Source organism: Parvibaculum sedimenti (assembly GCF_009184905.1).
GTDB lineage: Bacteria > Pseudomonadota > Alphaproteobacteria > Parvibaculales > Parvibaculaceae > Parvibaculum > Parvibaculum sedimenti.
Map to the genome: position 1 here is coordinate 311,444 of NZ_WESC01000002.1, position 12,688 is coordinate 324,131.

Genomic DNA, 12,688 nt, shown 5'->3' on the forward strand with positions numbered 1-12,688 from the left:
TGGCGAAGGTCGCCCTACTCGATCGCGGTCGCCCGCTCCTCGCGCACAAAGGAGAGCATGGCGATACCGAGCACGATCAGCGGCACCACCACCATCAATCCAATGCGTTGGCTCCCGCTCAAGGACGTCACAAGGCCGATGAGCAAGGGCGCGACGAAGGTCGTCGCCTTGCCTGCCAGCGAATAGAGCCCGAAGAACTCCGTCATCATTTCGATCGGTGCAATGCGTGCAAGCATGGTGCGGCTCGACGCGATGGTTGGGCCCGCCATCAGCGCGAAGAAGGCTATGGTGATAAGGAAGCCCTGTTGCGGCAGCGTCGTGAAAGGCTTCGCGTCCGGCGCGACATCGACGTGAATGAAAAAGAAAATCTGGTCGCGGTCAAAGGACATCAACACCAGAAAAGCGACCAGCGCCAGCGCCAGCGAAACCATCAGCGTCTTCTTCGAACCGAAACGCTGATCCGTCCATCCGCCGGCAAAGGCGCCGAGCGCTGCAAAAAGCGTCGCCCAGACACCATAGACCGCCATCTCCATCGCGCCCCAGTGGAAGATCGAGGCCGCGAGAATGCCGCCGAAAACGAAGATCGCACTCATGCCGTCATAAAAGGCCAGGCGCGAAACGAGATAGAGCGCAACATTCCGGAAGTGCCACGCCTTGCTGATCGTATGGCCGAGGCGGACGATGCCGGCCTTGGCCGCCTCCACGCGCGAGAGGCCGCGATGCTTCTGATCGGGAACGATCAAAAGCAACGGCAGCATGAAGACGACGAACCAGGTGCCCGAGATCGGCCCAACGATGCGATCCGTCTCATGCGCCTCCTTCGAAAGTCCAAAGAGGGGCGCATCGGGAATGAAGGAGGTATGCACCACGCCCGGCAATTGCAGGCAGATGAGCACGATCACAAGCGCGACGATGGCTGCGAGCTGTCCCACACCGATGCCGATACCGGAGAGAAGCCCGATGCGTCGCTCCGAGGCGATGGTGGGCAACATCGCATTCGCAAAGATGATCGCGAATTCCATGCCGACCGAGGCGACGATGAGCGAGAGCATGATCGGCAACACCGGCGACCCGGGCACCGCGATCCATAGGCCGAAGCAGCCCAACGCGCAGAAGATCGTGAAGAAGGTGATCCAGGGTTTGCGCGGGCCGGCCGCATCAGCCATCGCGCCGAGAAGCGGGCTCGACAATGCGATGATGATGCCAGCAATCGCCTGGGTATAACCCCAGATCGCCTGACCCTTCACCGGATCGCCAACCACCGTGGCAGTGAGATAAGGCGCAAAGAGAAAAATTGTGACGAGAGAAAAATAGGGCTGGTTCGCCCATTCATAGCAAACCCATGCGGCCTGCGCGAGCGTGGACGCAGGCTCGCGCTCTGTACGTGTGGTCAATCGATTGCCTCCGCGCGTTCTTCACGTACAAAGAACATACCGATAAGCCCCAAGACAAGAAGAACAAGCACGGATGCAAAGCCAGCCCGCTGGCTCTCGAAGAAATCCGTTGCAAAGCCCACCAGCGTCGGCCCGAGAAAGGCCGTCGCCGTTCCCGACAACGCATAAATGCCGAAAAATTCCGACATCTTGGTGACGGGTGCGATGCGGGCGAGCATGGTGCGGCTGTTGGCATAGGCTGCGGTGATACAGATGGCGATGAGCAGAACCACCATCAGATAAAGAAGCTCGGGCAGCGTGCGGAAAAATGGCAGGCTCCAGAGCGGTGGCGTCGCGGGATCATGCGGCCAGAAAAAGAAGAGTTCGGTCGGCGTGATCGAAACCGCGAGGACGACGCCCAGCGCCGTGCCGCCGATGGAAATAATGATGGCGCGTTTCGAGCCGAACCTGTCGTCAAGCCAGCCGCCGAAAATGCCGCCCCCGACCGCAAAGATCGAAAGCACAATGCCATAGATGGTGAGCGTCAGCGCATTCCAGTGGAAAACGCCCGCCGCATAGACGCCGCCGAAAACCAGCACCGCCGTCTTGCCGTCATTGTAGAACATGCGTGCGATGAGATAGGCGGCCACGTTGCGATATTGGCGAAGCTTCAGCACCGTCTTGACGACTGTGCGAAGCCCGCGCCTGATCGCGACAGCCACGGGCACGCCCTCGCCCTTCACATCCGGCGTCCAGAGAAGAAGCGGCAGCGTGAAGAGCGCCATCCAGATAGCGCAGATCGGCCCGGCGATGCGACTGTTCTCGAAAGCGTTCACGTCGATGCCGAAAAGCGCCTTGGCCGGAATGAAACTCCAGCCGACCATGCCGGGCAACATGAAGGCCCAGAGCATGAAGCAAAGGATGAGCAGCGCGCCCGCATTGCCGAGCGCAAGGCCGAGGCCTGAAAGAAACCCGATGCGCTCATGCGGCGCGACCGCAGGCAGCATCGAATTGTGAAACACCGCGGAAAATTCAAACGCGACTGAGACGGCGACGACCAGCGCCGCGATAGCGAGGATGGAAAGCCCCTGCCCCCCCGGCAGCGCCCACCAGAGCGCGAAGGTTGCGGGCACCATGATGGCAACGAAGAAAGCGATCCACGGCTTGCGCTTTCCGCCCGTATCCGCAATCGCGCCGAGCACGGGGCCGAGCGCTGCGATGAAGAAGCCCGCAATGCCGTTGATATGGCCCCAGATCGCCTGCCCTCTCACCGGATCGCCGACGACGACATTCGAGAAATACGGCGAGAAAATGTAGATGGTGATGAGGATCACGTAAGGATTGCGCGCCCATTCGAAAAGCGCCCAGCTCCACTGACCCTTGCCGTCCGCCGCCGCGTCGCCGGTCGCCGACAGGCCATGAGGGGGATGCGGATCGTTTTCAAACGCCTCGCGCACTTCCGCCAGCTTCTCGATCACATCCACAGAACGTCCTCCTCGCTCGCCGCGAACGCGGAGGTGCTTCTGACGATCCGGAGATCACGGCCCTTTCCTGCGTCGCGGCGGGGATTGGAGCATAAAGCGGGCGGACAGGAAAGGCGGGAGCCATTGCGCGAAGCGGCGAAGTCTTTAATCTCCGCGAGATCGCTGACAAGACTTGCAGAGGGGGGAGCATGTCGATCCTGTCGGACCTTCGGACGCTGACGCCGAAACAGAGAAACACCGTCCTTGCGAGCTATCTCGGCTGGACGCTTGACGCCTTCGACTTCTTCATCCTCGTATTCGTGCTGAAGGATGTGGCGGCGGAATTCTCGACCAGCGTCAAAACGGTCAGCTACGCCATCGCACTCACATTGATGATGCGGCCCGTCGGCGCGCTGGTCTTCGGCCTCGCGGCCGACCGCTTTGGACGCCGCCCCGTCCTGATGGCGAACGTGCTCTTCTATTCCGTGATGGAATTACTGTCGGGTTTCGCGCCTTCCATGACGGCCCTCCTCATCCTGCGCGTGCTTTTCGGCATCGCCATGGGCGGTGAATGGGGCATCGGCGCTTCGCTTGCGATGGAGTCGATCCCGCCGCGCCTGCGTGGGCCCGTTTCGGGCCTGCTGCAGACGGGCTACCCCACCGGCTATCTCATCGCCTCTGTCGTCTTCGGCCTTTTCTTCGAGCAGATCGGCTGGCGCGGCATGTTCATTCTGGGCGCGGCACCCGCCCTTCTCGTCCTCTATATCCGCCGGGGCGTCGAGGAATCGCCGGTCTTCCTTGCCCATGCGGAAAAGCGCGCCGAGGGAATCATCGCCCATGCGAAAGACATGGCGCGCATTGGCCGGAAACACATCTGGCTCTTCCTCTATTCCATTCTGCTGATGGCAGCCTTCAACGCTTTCAGCCACGGTACGCAGGATCTCTACCCGACCTTCCTGCGCGAACAGCATTCTTTCGACGCACATTCCGTCGGCATCATCGTCGTCATCGGAAATATCGGCGCGATCATCGGCGGCCTCACCTCCGGCACGCTTTCGGAGCGCTTCGGCCGCCGGCGAATGATCGCCACCATGGCGCTGCTGGCGCTGCCGGTCATTCCGCTCTGGGCCTATTCCTCCACGCCCATATTCCTCGCGATCGGTGCATTCCTGATCCAGATCGCGGTGCAGGGCGCATGGGGCATCGTGCCCGCCCATCTGAACGAGTTGTCGCCGAACGAGGTGCGCGGCACCTTTCCGGGCTTTGCCTATCAGCTTGGAAATCTGATCGTGTCGCTGGCCGCGCCGCTACAGGCGGCGCTGGCGGAGGGACGGGGCGGCGACTACAGCTTCGCGCTGGCCTCCGTCGCGGCGAGTGTTGCCGTTGTGCTCGCGCTCCTCGCGACGCTCGGCGTCGAGAAGCGCGGCGTCGCCTTCACAACGACGACGCCTCCGCCTGTCGACTGAGCGCGCGGCGCACCGAGAAGCCAAGGGCGAGAAGAAGCAGCGGAAAGCCGATCTGGAGATGCGTCGCGCCCGCAAGCGGCGCCGCAATCGCCGGCACGCCGTAAAGCGCAACAAGGGCGATCTTTTCGTTCCGCGTCGCGCCGCGATCCACCATGTCGCTCGCGAGAATGGCGAGCGGAACGGCGAGGATCGCGAATTCGTAGTCAAAGATATAGGGCGTGAGCAGCAGCGTCGCCGAAACGAGAACGGCGAAAGCGAGCCGCGTCGGGCCTTGCCGGTACCAGACCCAGGCCACCGCGGCAGCGGCCCCGGCCGCCGTCAGAATCTGCGCGGCATAGGCAAGCATCGCAGGCACCCCGAGCATGCGCAGGAAAATGAAAGCGCTCGGCATCTTGCCCCAGGGCAGGAAGCCCGACTCCATGATCTGACGCACGACCGGCGCATCCTTGAAAAAGGCGAGCCACAGATCGACGCCGAAGACGAGCGTCGCGACCAGCGCGAAAGCTGCCGCCGTCGCGCCGGTGATGAAGAAGAGACGCCATTGACGCGACGCGATAAGCGCCACCGGGATGAGAAGGCCGAATTGCGGTTTGAAGGCCAGAAGGCCGAGCAGCACGCCCGCCAGTGCCGGGCGCCGTTCCATAGCCAGAACCGCGCCCGCGAAAAGGGCAGCCGACAGAAACGAGTTCTGGCCGTGAAAGGCGCAGATGAAGACCCCGGGAAAGGCGACGAGGAGAATTGTGGCTTCCTTCAGCTTCAGCAGCCGCCCACAGGTGATCACGTAAAGCGCGAGCGTGCCGAAGGTGAAGACGAGATAGGAAACGAGATAAGGCAGAAGCGCGAGCGGCGCGGCAAGGAGCTGGAAGGTCGGCGGATAGTGCCAGAGGAAGATGCTCTGGCCGGCCGGCACGGCAATGCGCTGCGCGGCGAATATCTTCTGAAAGTCGAACGCGTCGGCCGCATGCCCCTGAAGCGTCAGCAGCGAGGCGCTCCAGAAGGTGATGAAATCATAGCCAAGCGGCTTGCCGAAAACGTCGATGAGCGCGGTCGAGCTTGCGACGACAGCGATGGCGGCAAGAAGATAGATGAGGAGCGAAAGGCGCGGATAGACGCGCATGCGCTCTTCGTCAAACAGCGTCTCAATCGGTATGGCGCTCAAGACTGTCTCCCCTGTCGCCGCATGATGCGCGGCACGGGACGAGACTAGACACCGCCTCTTTCCAAATTCTTTACCGAGACCGGTTCAGGCGGCCAGCCCGCAGCACTTCTTGTACTTCTTGCCCGATCCGCAGCTGCAGGGATCGTTGCGGCCGATTTTCTCGACGCGGCGCGGGCGGGTGCCGCCGATGCCGTCGATATAGTACCAGCGGCCATCTTTCTTGCCGAAATGGCCCGTTTCGTGATGCACCTGATCCTGGCCGTTCTGGCGGAAGAGAGCCACGAATTCGACATAGCCATCGGTATCGCCCGCGCCGCCCGCGTCGACGGAGCGGATCTGGAGGCCCGGCCATTCGCTCGATGTCGCCCAGCGCAGCGCCGCCTCCCGGTCGAAGTCGTCGCGCGTGCCGGGCATCAACGTCTCTTCAAGGTAATCGACATTCGCGGTCGCAAAGGCCGAATAACGCGAGCGCATCAGGGCTTCCGCCTTGGGCGGCAGGGCCGCGCCGGAGAGATAAGGGCCGCAGCATTCGGCAAGGGTTTTGCCGGACTGGCAGGGACAGGCTTGGCTCATGGCGGCAACTCCGCTCCACTCGATTGCGATGCGCTGGCTCTATGCAACGCTTCCCGCTGAATGACAAGCCGCAAGATGCCCGGCCAGGAAGACCGCAGGGGCTCCCTTCCGATTTTTCAGCCGAAACGCCGACCTGTGACCGGGTGCCCCGCTATGAGCGTCACGAGATGGGCCCCAATGACGAGCATGATCGCGACTGCGAAAATGGCGACGTAATTATAGTCGATGAGCCTGACCTTGAGCGGATCGGGCGGCCGCCCGGCGCGCACCAGCGAAAGACCCGCGACCGCGCCTGCACCCAGAAAGGCCGCCACAGTGGTAATGAGTTCAATGGACATTTCCCGCCCGCCGCGCTTTCAAACTGTTAGTGCCAAATCCTCGCAAGGATACGCAACGGAACGCCCGACGCTATCCCGGATTCGCGAGTGAGCGGATGTTAAGTCCGGAAGCGGGCGGATGCAGCACCTTGTATGTTCATAAAGAAAGCAAATGAGGCTCTTGCCTCGTCCTCGCGGCGGCGAGTACGGAGCACTCCCCTGCACGGCTCAAGCCACGCCAAGCCCCGACATATAGGCCCGCGCACCCGCCATCAGGGCTTCGCCCGTCGCCGAGAGGCGCCCATATCGAGCCACGATCTCATAGCCCTTCTCAAAGTTCTCCCTGTCCGAAGAGGCCGCCGCAGCGGCCGCCGCGCGCATTTCTTCGTCGAGAGGCGGAGAGGCCGCCAGCCGTGTCATCGCCCAATGCATGCGCGCCGACACGTAGGTCGCGTGATAAATGCCATCCATGGGCCGGGGATCGAGACGCAGCGGCGAGGGATAGAGTTCGTCATCGTCGTTGAAAACCAGCGGCTCGTCGAAGGTGAAGCCGAAAAGCAGTGAGTGCGCCGATTCATGGGCCAGCACTTCCGCCACCGCGACCGGCGTTGGATGAAATTTGGGATTGAGGAAGAGAAGCCCCCAAAGCTGATAGGCCGACGCACCATCAAACTGAAGCGGCGCTCCATCCGGGCTTGTCGCCAGAACCACCTCGCGAACCAGCGCGCCGATTTCTCCGGCAAGCTCGGGAAGCGCCCCATTGAGAAGCTCATAGCCTGCGTCGAACCGCCCTCTGAAATTCTCGACGGCCTCCGGGGCGGGCGGCTGAAAGAGGTCCGTCATCTCCGGGCCGATACGCCGGCGATAAAGATCGCATTCCGCATCTACCGCCGGTGCCGCCATTGCACGAACGACGAAGCCAGGCCCGGCTGGCTTCGTCTTCAGGATGTTCTGAAATGCACACGAAGCCGCTTCGTCGCGCTCATCGAGAAGCGCCAGAACCAGTTCGTAATACCAGCCGAATATGCCCGGTGAAAACCGGACGCCATTTCTCAGCTTCAAAATAACGGTCGCAAGCTGCGCAACATCGAAGCTGGGAACGCTGGCAAGCTGCTCTGAAATATGTTCCAGACTGTCGGCCAGCCCCATATGCATTCTGAGATCGAGCGCGACCGCGCGATCGGCATCTGGTTCAAATGCGTGAAACGCCTTCATCCAAACGTCCCGCCGCGCTCAAGGCAGATGAAGATTGGCCGATGCCTGCGAATAGAAGCTAAGATCTCAAAAATCGGCAGGCGGCTTCATGCCAACCTTGACGCCCGGCTTGCCGCCAATCTTTTCGCCGATCTTGGCACTGGTGACAGGCTCGCCGGCGGCAACAAGAATTCGGAAACCCAGAAGCTTCGTGAGCTGAAGTTTGACCTGCATTTTGTCCTCCACAAAGTGCGAACCTGAAAAATCTTTAACATTGCCCCCGTGAATAGGCAATGCTCCGGCATCATGTTCGCGCCGCGGAGGCCTTTCTTTTGATCGTTATCGTCACGACAGAAACGCATAAATACACTCACGCCGCCCTCGCGGAGTGGTGCAGGCCCGCTGCTCTACAACGTTTCTCATATTGGAAATTGTTCAGAAGGCGCGCTCTTCCGTACGCAACTTATATTTTCACCGACTTCGATCGGCTGAGTCCCTGGGAGTTGGAGCTCGCGGCCAAGGCATTCCGGGTGCTTGAAAGCGCGGGCTGCCGAGTACTCAACGATCCCGGACGATTTCGCCGCCGCCACGCCTTCCTTCAACTGATGCACCGGAAGAAAATCAACGACTTCCGCAGCTGGAGTCCGGAACTGGACGAAAGCCCCGGACGCTTTCCCGTATTCCTGAGAACGCAAGCCGCGCATCGCGGCGTACTGGCGGGGCTGCTGCACACGCCGGAGGACGCGCAGCGCGCACTGCAGGAGGCGCTCACGGCTGGCCACCCCTTGAGCGATCTTCATTTCGTCGAATATGCCGCCGAGCCGACGAACACCGGCATTTTCCGCAAGCTCGCAGCCTACCGGATCGGCGATACGATCGTTCCCGCGCTGTCGGTGCACAGTCTCGACTGGATTGCAAAATACGGTGCGGCGGTGGCGGAGGCTCAGCAATATGAAGAGGAACGGGAATTGCTACGGCAAAACCCCTATGGGAAGCACCTGATGTCGGCCTTCGAAGCCGCGGGCATCGATTACGGGCGCGCGGATTTCGGCATCGTGGGCGGGAAGCCACAAATCTACGAAATCAATACGAACCCGATGATCGGCGAACTGACCGAACACTGGTCCGATCAACGCCTGGCCAATTCGCGCCATGCCCGCGACGCGATGGCGGCGGCCGTGAAGGTACTCGACAGTGCCGTCGGCAAGCCGGCCGTGAGACTGGACGGGGAACCTTTTGCGACACAGTTCCGCAGAGACAGGCGCCGGTTCTTCATGAGCCCCTGGATGCCTTGAGAGCGGCGGGAAGTCGCACCTCGGGGATCGGTACAAATCCGGATAGGTCTAACGGCGCGCACGAGACAACAAATAGCCTATGATCCACCCTATTCTTCTTGGGACGGGCGCTTCGTGCTGAACATCAATGACAGGCTGATTTACGACGTCGGCGCACATCATGGCGAAGACACTGAATTCTATCTGAAGAAGGGATTCGACGTCGTCGCAATCGACGCGGTGCCGGACAATTGCAAGCTCATAGGAGAAAAGTTTTCCTCCTACGTCACCGCAAACAAGCTGCGCATCCTGAACTGCGCGATATCGGATTCGAGCGAGCCGATCAGCTTTTATGTGAATGACGACGTGTCGGTCTGGAGCACGGCCAACAAGAGCTGGGTCGAGCGCAACAACGCCTTGCGACCGGGGCAGAACATTCGCGAAATCAGGGTCAACGCCGAAAAGCTCGTGAACATCGTCGCGAAATTCGGCGTACCGCTTTATTGCAAGATCGACATCGAAGGAAATGACCTTCTGGCGCTGCGCTCGCTCGCCAACGCGCCCTCAATGCCGCGCTACATTTCGATCGAGTCTGAAAAGCTGAACTGGACGCGGCTTCTCAACGAACTCGTCGCAATGAAGCAGCTCGGCTACCGAAAGTTCAAGGTGGTGAACCAGAATCTGATCGGATTGCACAATGGCGAGATGCTGGGCCGGCACGGAAATGCCATCCAGCACAAATTCATTCCCGGCAGTTCCGGTCCCTTCGGCGAAGAAACACCGGGGCGATGGATGGATATCTTCGAGTGCATCGAAGTCTATAAGGGCATTTTCCGGGGCTACTTTCTGAACGGCGACTTCGGCATCGTCAAAAATCAGAACCCCCAATTACCCGCGGCGGACTGGTACGATACGCACGCATCGCTCGATCCGCTGTAATCAAGAAAAACGACGCGCCCGATCTTACCGTGACATTCCGGGTTCGATTGGCTTGTCGACAGCGCCGCCGCCCTCGACCCAGTCTTTGAACGCGCCCAGATTGTAAACGTGCTCATAGCCGAGATCCTTGAGCGCCTTGGCGCTGAGCGCCGAGCGGCCTCCCGAGGCGCAATAGAGGATCACCGTTTTGTCTTTCGTGAAATTCTTGTCGTGGTAGGGAGACTCGGGATCGGCGCGGAATTCCAGCATGCCACGCGAGACGTGCAAGGCGCCCGCAACCTTGCCGGTCTGCTCCACCTCCGGCGCGTCGCGCACGTCGACCAGTAGTACGTTTCCCTTGCCGATCATCTGACGCGCCTCGGCGGGCGTAACGCGCGGCACTGCGGCGTTGGCTGCTTCCATCAGTTGCTTGAGACTTGTAGCCATCTCTTACTCCTCATCCATGCGGTGACTATTCGCCGTCCGGCGCAACGGCGCTATTCCGGAATTTCCTCGCCGGACCCGCCGAACTCCGCCGGAAAATCCTTCAGCTTGGGCAGGCCATCGCGCATCGGCAGAACCGTCTCGGCGTAATTGACGTGAACGCCGGGGGTGAATGTCAGCGTAGGGATCGTTGCGGCGTAGACATCCACAAGTCCGAGCGGCGGATGATTGTTCATCAGATGCCCGCCGCATTTCGAGCAATATTTGCGCTGGCTGAGTTCGGTCTTCTGGAACGTCGCGACATGCTCGGCACCTGCCGTGATCCGCACCGCCTCCGGCTTCCAGAGGCTGAAGGCATTCACCGGTCCGCCGGACCAGGAGCGACAGGACCTGCAGTGGCAATAGCCCATCGCTTCCGGCGAGCCGGTGACTTCCAGCTCGACGGCGCCGCAAAAACATTTTCCGATGTGAGACATGGCTCCCTCCCCTTCGGTCGCCATCGGCATATCCACGAGCGCAAGGAGCCGACGGGACGAGCCATTGAACACACTAAATGGCGCGGTGAAAAGGGAGCGTCGCGTGCGCATACAATGGGGCAGCGGAACCACCCGAGTCAGCAGCGTGGCACGCAAGCAAACGAAAAACGGCCCCGGTAAGGGCCGATTTCATTCCGGAATGTCGGAAATTTGGAGCGGGCGAAGGGATTCGAACCCTCGACCCCAACCTTGGCAAGGTTGTGCTCTACCCCTGAGCTACACCCGCATCCATGGAACGCGCGGCCAAAGCCGCCGTTCGTGAGGACCGTCTTATGACCCATCGTTTCGCGCATTGCAAGGGGGGCAATGCGGGTATCGGACGGGAAAAGGGGGAATTTTACCCGGGCCGGACTTGCGGGGCGGCATGCCGTCATGCGAGGAAAACATATGCCCGACACCCGGCCCGCAGAGCCCCCGATTCACACCAAGGAAGATTTCCTCGCCTGGCTCGACCGGGCGGGCATTCCCCATGAAACCCGCCATCACGAGCCCCTTCACACCGTCGAGGAAGCGCAGGTTGCCCGCGCGAGTTGGGGCCCGGACTGGGTGGGGGGCGGCCATTGCAAGAACCTGTTTCTAAAGGACAAGAAGGGCGCGCTTTTCCTCATCGTGACGCTTGAGGACCGTGAGCTGAAGCTCAACCGCCTGTCGAAGCCCATCGGCTCGGCGCGGCTCTCCTTCGGCAATGCCGATCTCATGTGGGAAAAGCTCGGCGTCCGGCCGGGCTCGGTCACGCCATTTGCCCTCGCCAACGATCCGGCCGGAGAAATCACCGTCATCCTCGACGAGCCCATGCTGGCGCATGAGCGGCTCCACTATCACCCGCTCGAAAACACGGCGACCACGGCCATTTCCCGCGACGGCCTGCTGCGCTTTCTGCGGCTGACGGCCCATGAGCCGCTCATCATCGACCTCGTCGCCGCGCAAGGTGCGGAAGGCGACGAGTGACCCTTGCCCGATGAGGGCCGGAGCCGCTAAACCATTGTTTTCAAATAGCGCAGGCCCCACATTGACCTGAGCGAAATGCGGCTGCCGCCGACCCGCGGCGCCAGAGGAAGGCTCGAGATGGAACCGACATTTGGAACGAGCGCCGCGCCCGCCGGCGAGTTGATCAAGGACACAACGACGCAGACCTTCGCCGCCGACGTGCTCGACGCCTCGATGCAGGTGCCCGTGATCGTCGACTTCTGGGCCCCCTGGTGCGGCCCCTGCAAGCAGCTCACGCCCGTGCTCGAAAAGCTGGTGCTGGCCGCCCGCGGTGCGGTTCGGCTCGTCAAGATGAACATCGACGACCATCCCGCCGTCGCCCAGCAGCTTCGCATCCAGTCGATCCCCGCCGTCTTCGCCTTCAAGAACGGCCAGCCCGTCGACGGCTTCATGGGCGCCCTGCCCGAGAGCCAGGTCCGCGCCTTCATCGAGAAGCTCGCCGGCGGCGTCGGCCCCTCGCCCGCCGAGGAACTGGTGGAAGCGGGACATGCCGCCTTCGAGGCGAAGGACCTTTCCGCCGCCGCGCAGGCCTTTGCCGGTGCGATCCAGCTCGAGCCCGGCCTTCCGGCCGCCGTCGCGGGCCTCGCGCGCTGCTATATAGAGAGCGGCGATTTCGAGCGCGCGCGCCAGACGCTCGGTCTTGTCCGCCCCGACGCCAAGAACGATCCCGAGATCACGGCGACGCAAGCCGCGCTTTCGCTCGCCGAGAAGTCGGCGGATGCGGGCGATGTCGGCGAACTCCTCGCCCGGATCGAGAAGAACCCCAAGGATCACGAAGCGCGCTTCAACCTTGCGCTGGCGCTCAATGCAAAGGGCGACAAGGAGGGCGCGGTCGACCAGCTTCTCATCAGCTTCGAATATGACCGCAACTGGAACGAGCAGGCGGCAAGGAAGCAGCTTGTCGAATTCTTCGACGCCTATGGCCCGAAGGACGAGGTGACGCTTTCCGGGCGCCGCCGCCTGTCCTCCATCATGTTCAGCTAG

General features: G+C 61.6%; 14 protein-coding genes and 1 tRNA gene. 5 read left to right on the forward strand and 10 right to left on the reverse strand.

What is annotated here, in order from left to right:
• Positions 1–14: 14 nt before the first annotated feature.
• A complete protein-coding gene (locus tag F2P47_RS03335) occupies positions 15–1,394 on the reverse strand; it encodes an MFS transporter (RefSeq protein ID WP_152214731.1) in 1,380 nt (459 codons plus the stop codon).
• Entirely contained in the window at positions 1,391–2,857 is a 1,467-nt protein-coding gene (locus tag F2P47_RS03340; RefSeq protein WP_152214732.1) for an MFS transporter, read from the reverse strand. Before F2P47_RS03340 ends, F2P47_RS03335 begins: the two co-directional genes overlap by 4 nt.
• A gap of 188 nt (positions 2,858–3,045) precedes the next feature.
• Here F2P47_RS03340 and F2P47_RS03345 point away from each other — a divergent pair, with 188 nt between their 5' ends.
• Positions 3,046–4,302, forward strand: coding sequence for an MFS transporter (locus F2P47_RS03345; protein WP_152214733.1), 1,257 nt, complete (start codon positions 3,046–3,048; stop codon positions 4,300–4,302).
• On the opposite strand, the gene F2P47_RS03350 is transcribed toward F2P47_RS03345, so the two are convergent.
• The 5 genes from F2P47_RS03350 to F2P47_RS17585 all read right to left on the reverse strand — a co-directional run bounded on the left by F2P47_RS03350 (position 4,271) and on the right by F2P47_RS17585 (position 7,779).
• Complete coding sequence (locus F2P47_RS03350; RefSeq protein ID WP_152214734.1) at positions 4,271–5,461, reverse strand: glycosyltransferase family 87 protein; 1,191 nt, start codon at positions 5,459–5,461, stop codon at positions 4,271–4,273. The two genes, F2P47_RS03345 and F2P47_RS03350, sit on opposite strands and share 32 nt — an antisense overlap.
• Positions 5,462–5,545: 84 nt before the next feature.
• A complete protein-coding gene (locus F2P47_RS03355) occupies positions 5,546–6,034 on the reverse strand; it encodes a YchJ family protein (RefSeq protein WP_152214735.1) in 489 nt (162 codons plus the stop codon).
• A gap of 116 nt (positions 6,035–6,150) precedes the next feature.
• Positions 6,151–6,372 (reverse strand): hypothetical protein, encoded by a 222-nt coding sequence (locus F2P47_RS03360; protein ID WP_152214736.1) that lies wholly within the window; start codon positions 6,370–6,372, stop codon positions 6,151–6,153.
• A 207-nt stretch (positions 6,373–6,579) separates the two neighbouring features.
• A complete protein-coding gene (locus tag F2P47_RS03365; RefSeq protein WP_152214737.1) occupies positions 6,580–7,566 on the reverse strand; it encodes an aKG-HExxH-type peptide beta-hydroxylase in 987 nt (328 codons plus the stop codon).
• Between the two features lie 66 nt (positions 7,567–7,632).
• On the reverse strand, positions 7,633–7,779 hold the full coding sequence (locus tag F2P47_RS17585; protein ID WP_185680923.1) for a hypothetical protein: 147 nt from the start codon (positions 7,777–7,779) through the stop codon (positions 7,633–7,635).
• A gap of 98 nt (positions 7,780–7,877) precedes the next feature.
• Between F2P47_RS17585 and F2P47_RS03370 the strand changes: the two genes are divergently transcribed.
• Together F2P47_RS03370 and F2P47_RS03375 are read left to right on the forward strand one after the other, a co-directional pair.
• The gene (locus F2P47_RS03370) at positions 7,878–8,840 is read left to right on the forward strand and encodes an ATP-grasp domain-containing protein (protein ID WP_152214738.1); all 963 of its coding nucleotides are present in this window, start codon (positions 7,878–7,880) and stop codon (positions 8,838–8,840) included.
• Between the two features lie 114 nt (positions 8,841–8,954).
• On the forward strand, positions 8,955–9,758 hold the full coding sequence (locus F2P47_RS03375; RefSeq protein ID WP_185680924.1) for an FkbM family methyltransferase: 804 nt from the start codon (positions 8,955–8,957) through the stop codon (positions 9,756–9,758).
• A gap of 24 nt (positions 9,759–9,782) precedes the next feature.
• Here F2P47_RS03375 and F2P47_RS03380 read toward each other — a convergent pair whose 3' ends face one another.
• The 3 genes from F2P47_RS03380 to F2P47_RS03390 all read right to left on the reverse strand — a co-directional run bounded on the left by F2P47_RS03380 (position 9,783) and on the right by F2P47_RS03390 (position 10,943).
• A complete protein-coding gene (locus F2P47_RS03380) occupies positions 9,783–10,184 on the reverse strand; it encodes a rhodanese-like domain-containing protein (RefSeq protein WP_152214740.1) in 402 nt (133 codons plus the stop codon).
• 50 nt (positions 10,185–10,234) lie between these two features.
• On the reverse strand, positions 10,235–10,657 hold the full coding sequence (locus F2P47_RS03385; RefSeq protein WP_152214741.1) for a GFA family protein: 423 nt from the start codon (positions 10,655–10,657) through the stop codon (positions 10,235–10,237).
• A 211-nt stretch (positions 10,658–10,868) separates the two neighbouring features.
• Positions 10,869–10,943, reverse strand: a tRNA-Gly gene (locus tag F2P47_RS03390).
• Positions 10,944–11,104: 161 nt separating this feature from the next.
• Here F2P47_RS03390 and F2P47_RS03395 point away from each other — a divergent pair.
• Together F2P47_RS03395 and trxA are read left to right on the forward strand one after the other, a co-directional pair.
• Entirely contained in the window at positions 11,105–11,665 is a 561-nt protein-coding gene (locus F2P47_RS03395) for a prolyl-tRNA synthetase associated domain-containing protein (RefSeq protein ID WP_152214742.1), read from the forward strand.
• A 117-nt stretch (positions 11,666–11,782) separates the two neighbouring features.
• Positions 11,783–12,688 (forward strand): thioredoxin, encoded by a 906-nt coding sequence (gene trxA / locus F2P47_RS03400; protein WP_152214743.1) that lies wholly within the window; start codon positions 11,783–11,785, stop codon positions 12,686–12,688.

Bases quoted from the DNA above. Each gene is read 5' to 3' on its own strand.
- F2P47_RS03345 (WP_152214733.1), top strand. From the start codon at position 3,046: ATGTCGATCCTGTCGGACCTTCGGACGCTGACGCCGAAACAGAGAAAC.
- F2P47_RS03355 (WP_152214735.1), bottom strand. From the start codon at position 6,034: ATGAGCCAAGCCTGTCCCTGCCAGTCCGGCAAAACCCTTGCCGAATGC.
- F2P47_RS03360 (WP_152214736.1), bottom strand. From the start codon at position 6,372: ATGTCCATTGAACTCATTACCACTGTGGCGGCCTTTCTGGGTGCAGGC.
- F2P47_RS03365 (WP_152214737.1), bottom strand. From the start codon at position 7,566: ATGAAGGCGTTTCACGCATTTGAACCAGATGCCGATCGCGCGGTCGCG.
- F2P47_RS17585 (WP_185680923.1), bottom strand. From the start codon at position 7,779: ATGCAGGTCAAACTTCAGCTCACGAAGCTTCTGGGTTTCCGAATTCTT.
- F2P47_RS03380 (WP_152214740.1), bottom strand. From the start codon at position 10,184: ATGGCTACAAGTCTCAAGCAACTGATGGAAGCAGCCAACGCCGCAGTG.
- F2P47_RS03385 (WP_152214741.1), bottom strand. From the start codon at position 10,657: ATGTCTCACATCGGAAAATGTTTTTGCGGCGCCGTCGAGCTGGAAGTC.
- F2P47_RS03395 (WP_152214742.1), top strand. From the start codon at position 11,105: ATGCCCGACACCCGGCCCGCAGAGCCCCCGATTCACACCAAGGAAGAT.
- trxA (WP_152214743.1), top strand. From the start codon at position 11,783: ATGGAACCGACATTTGGAACGAGCGCCGCGCCCGCCGGCGAGTTGATC.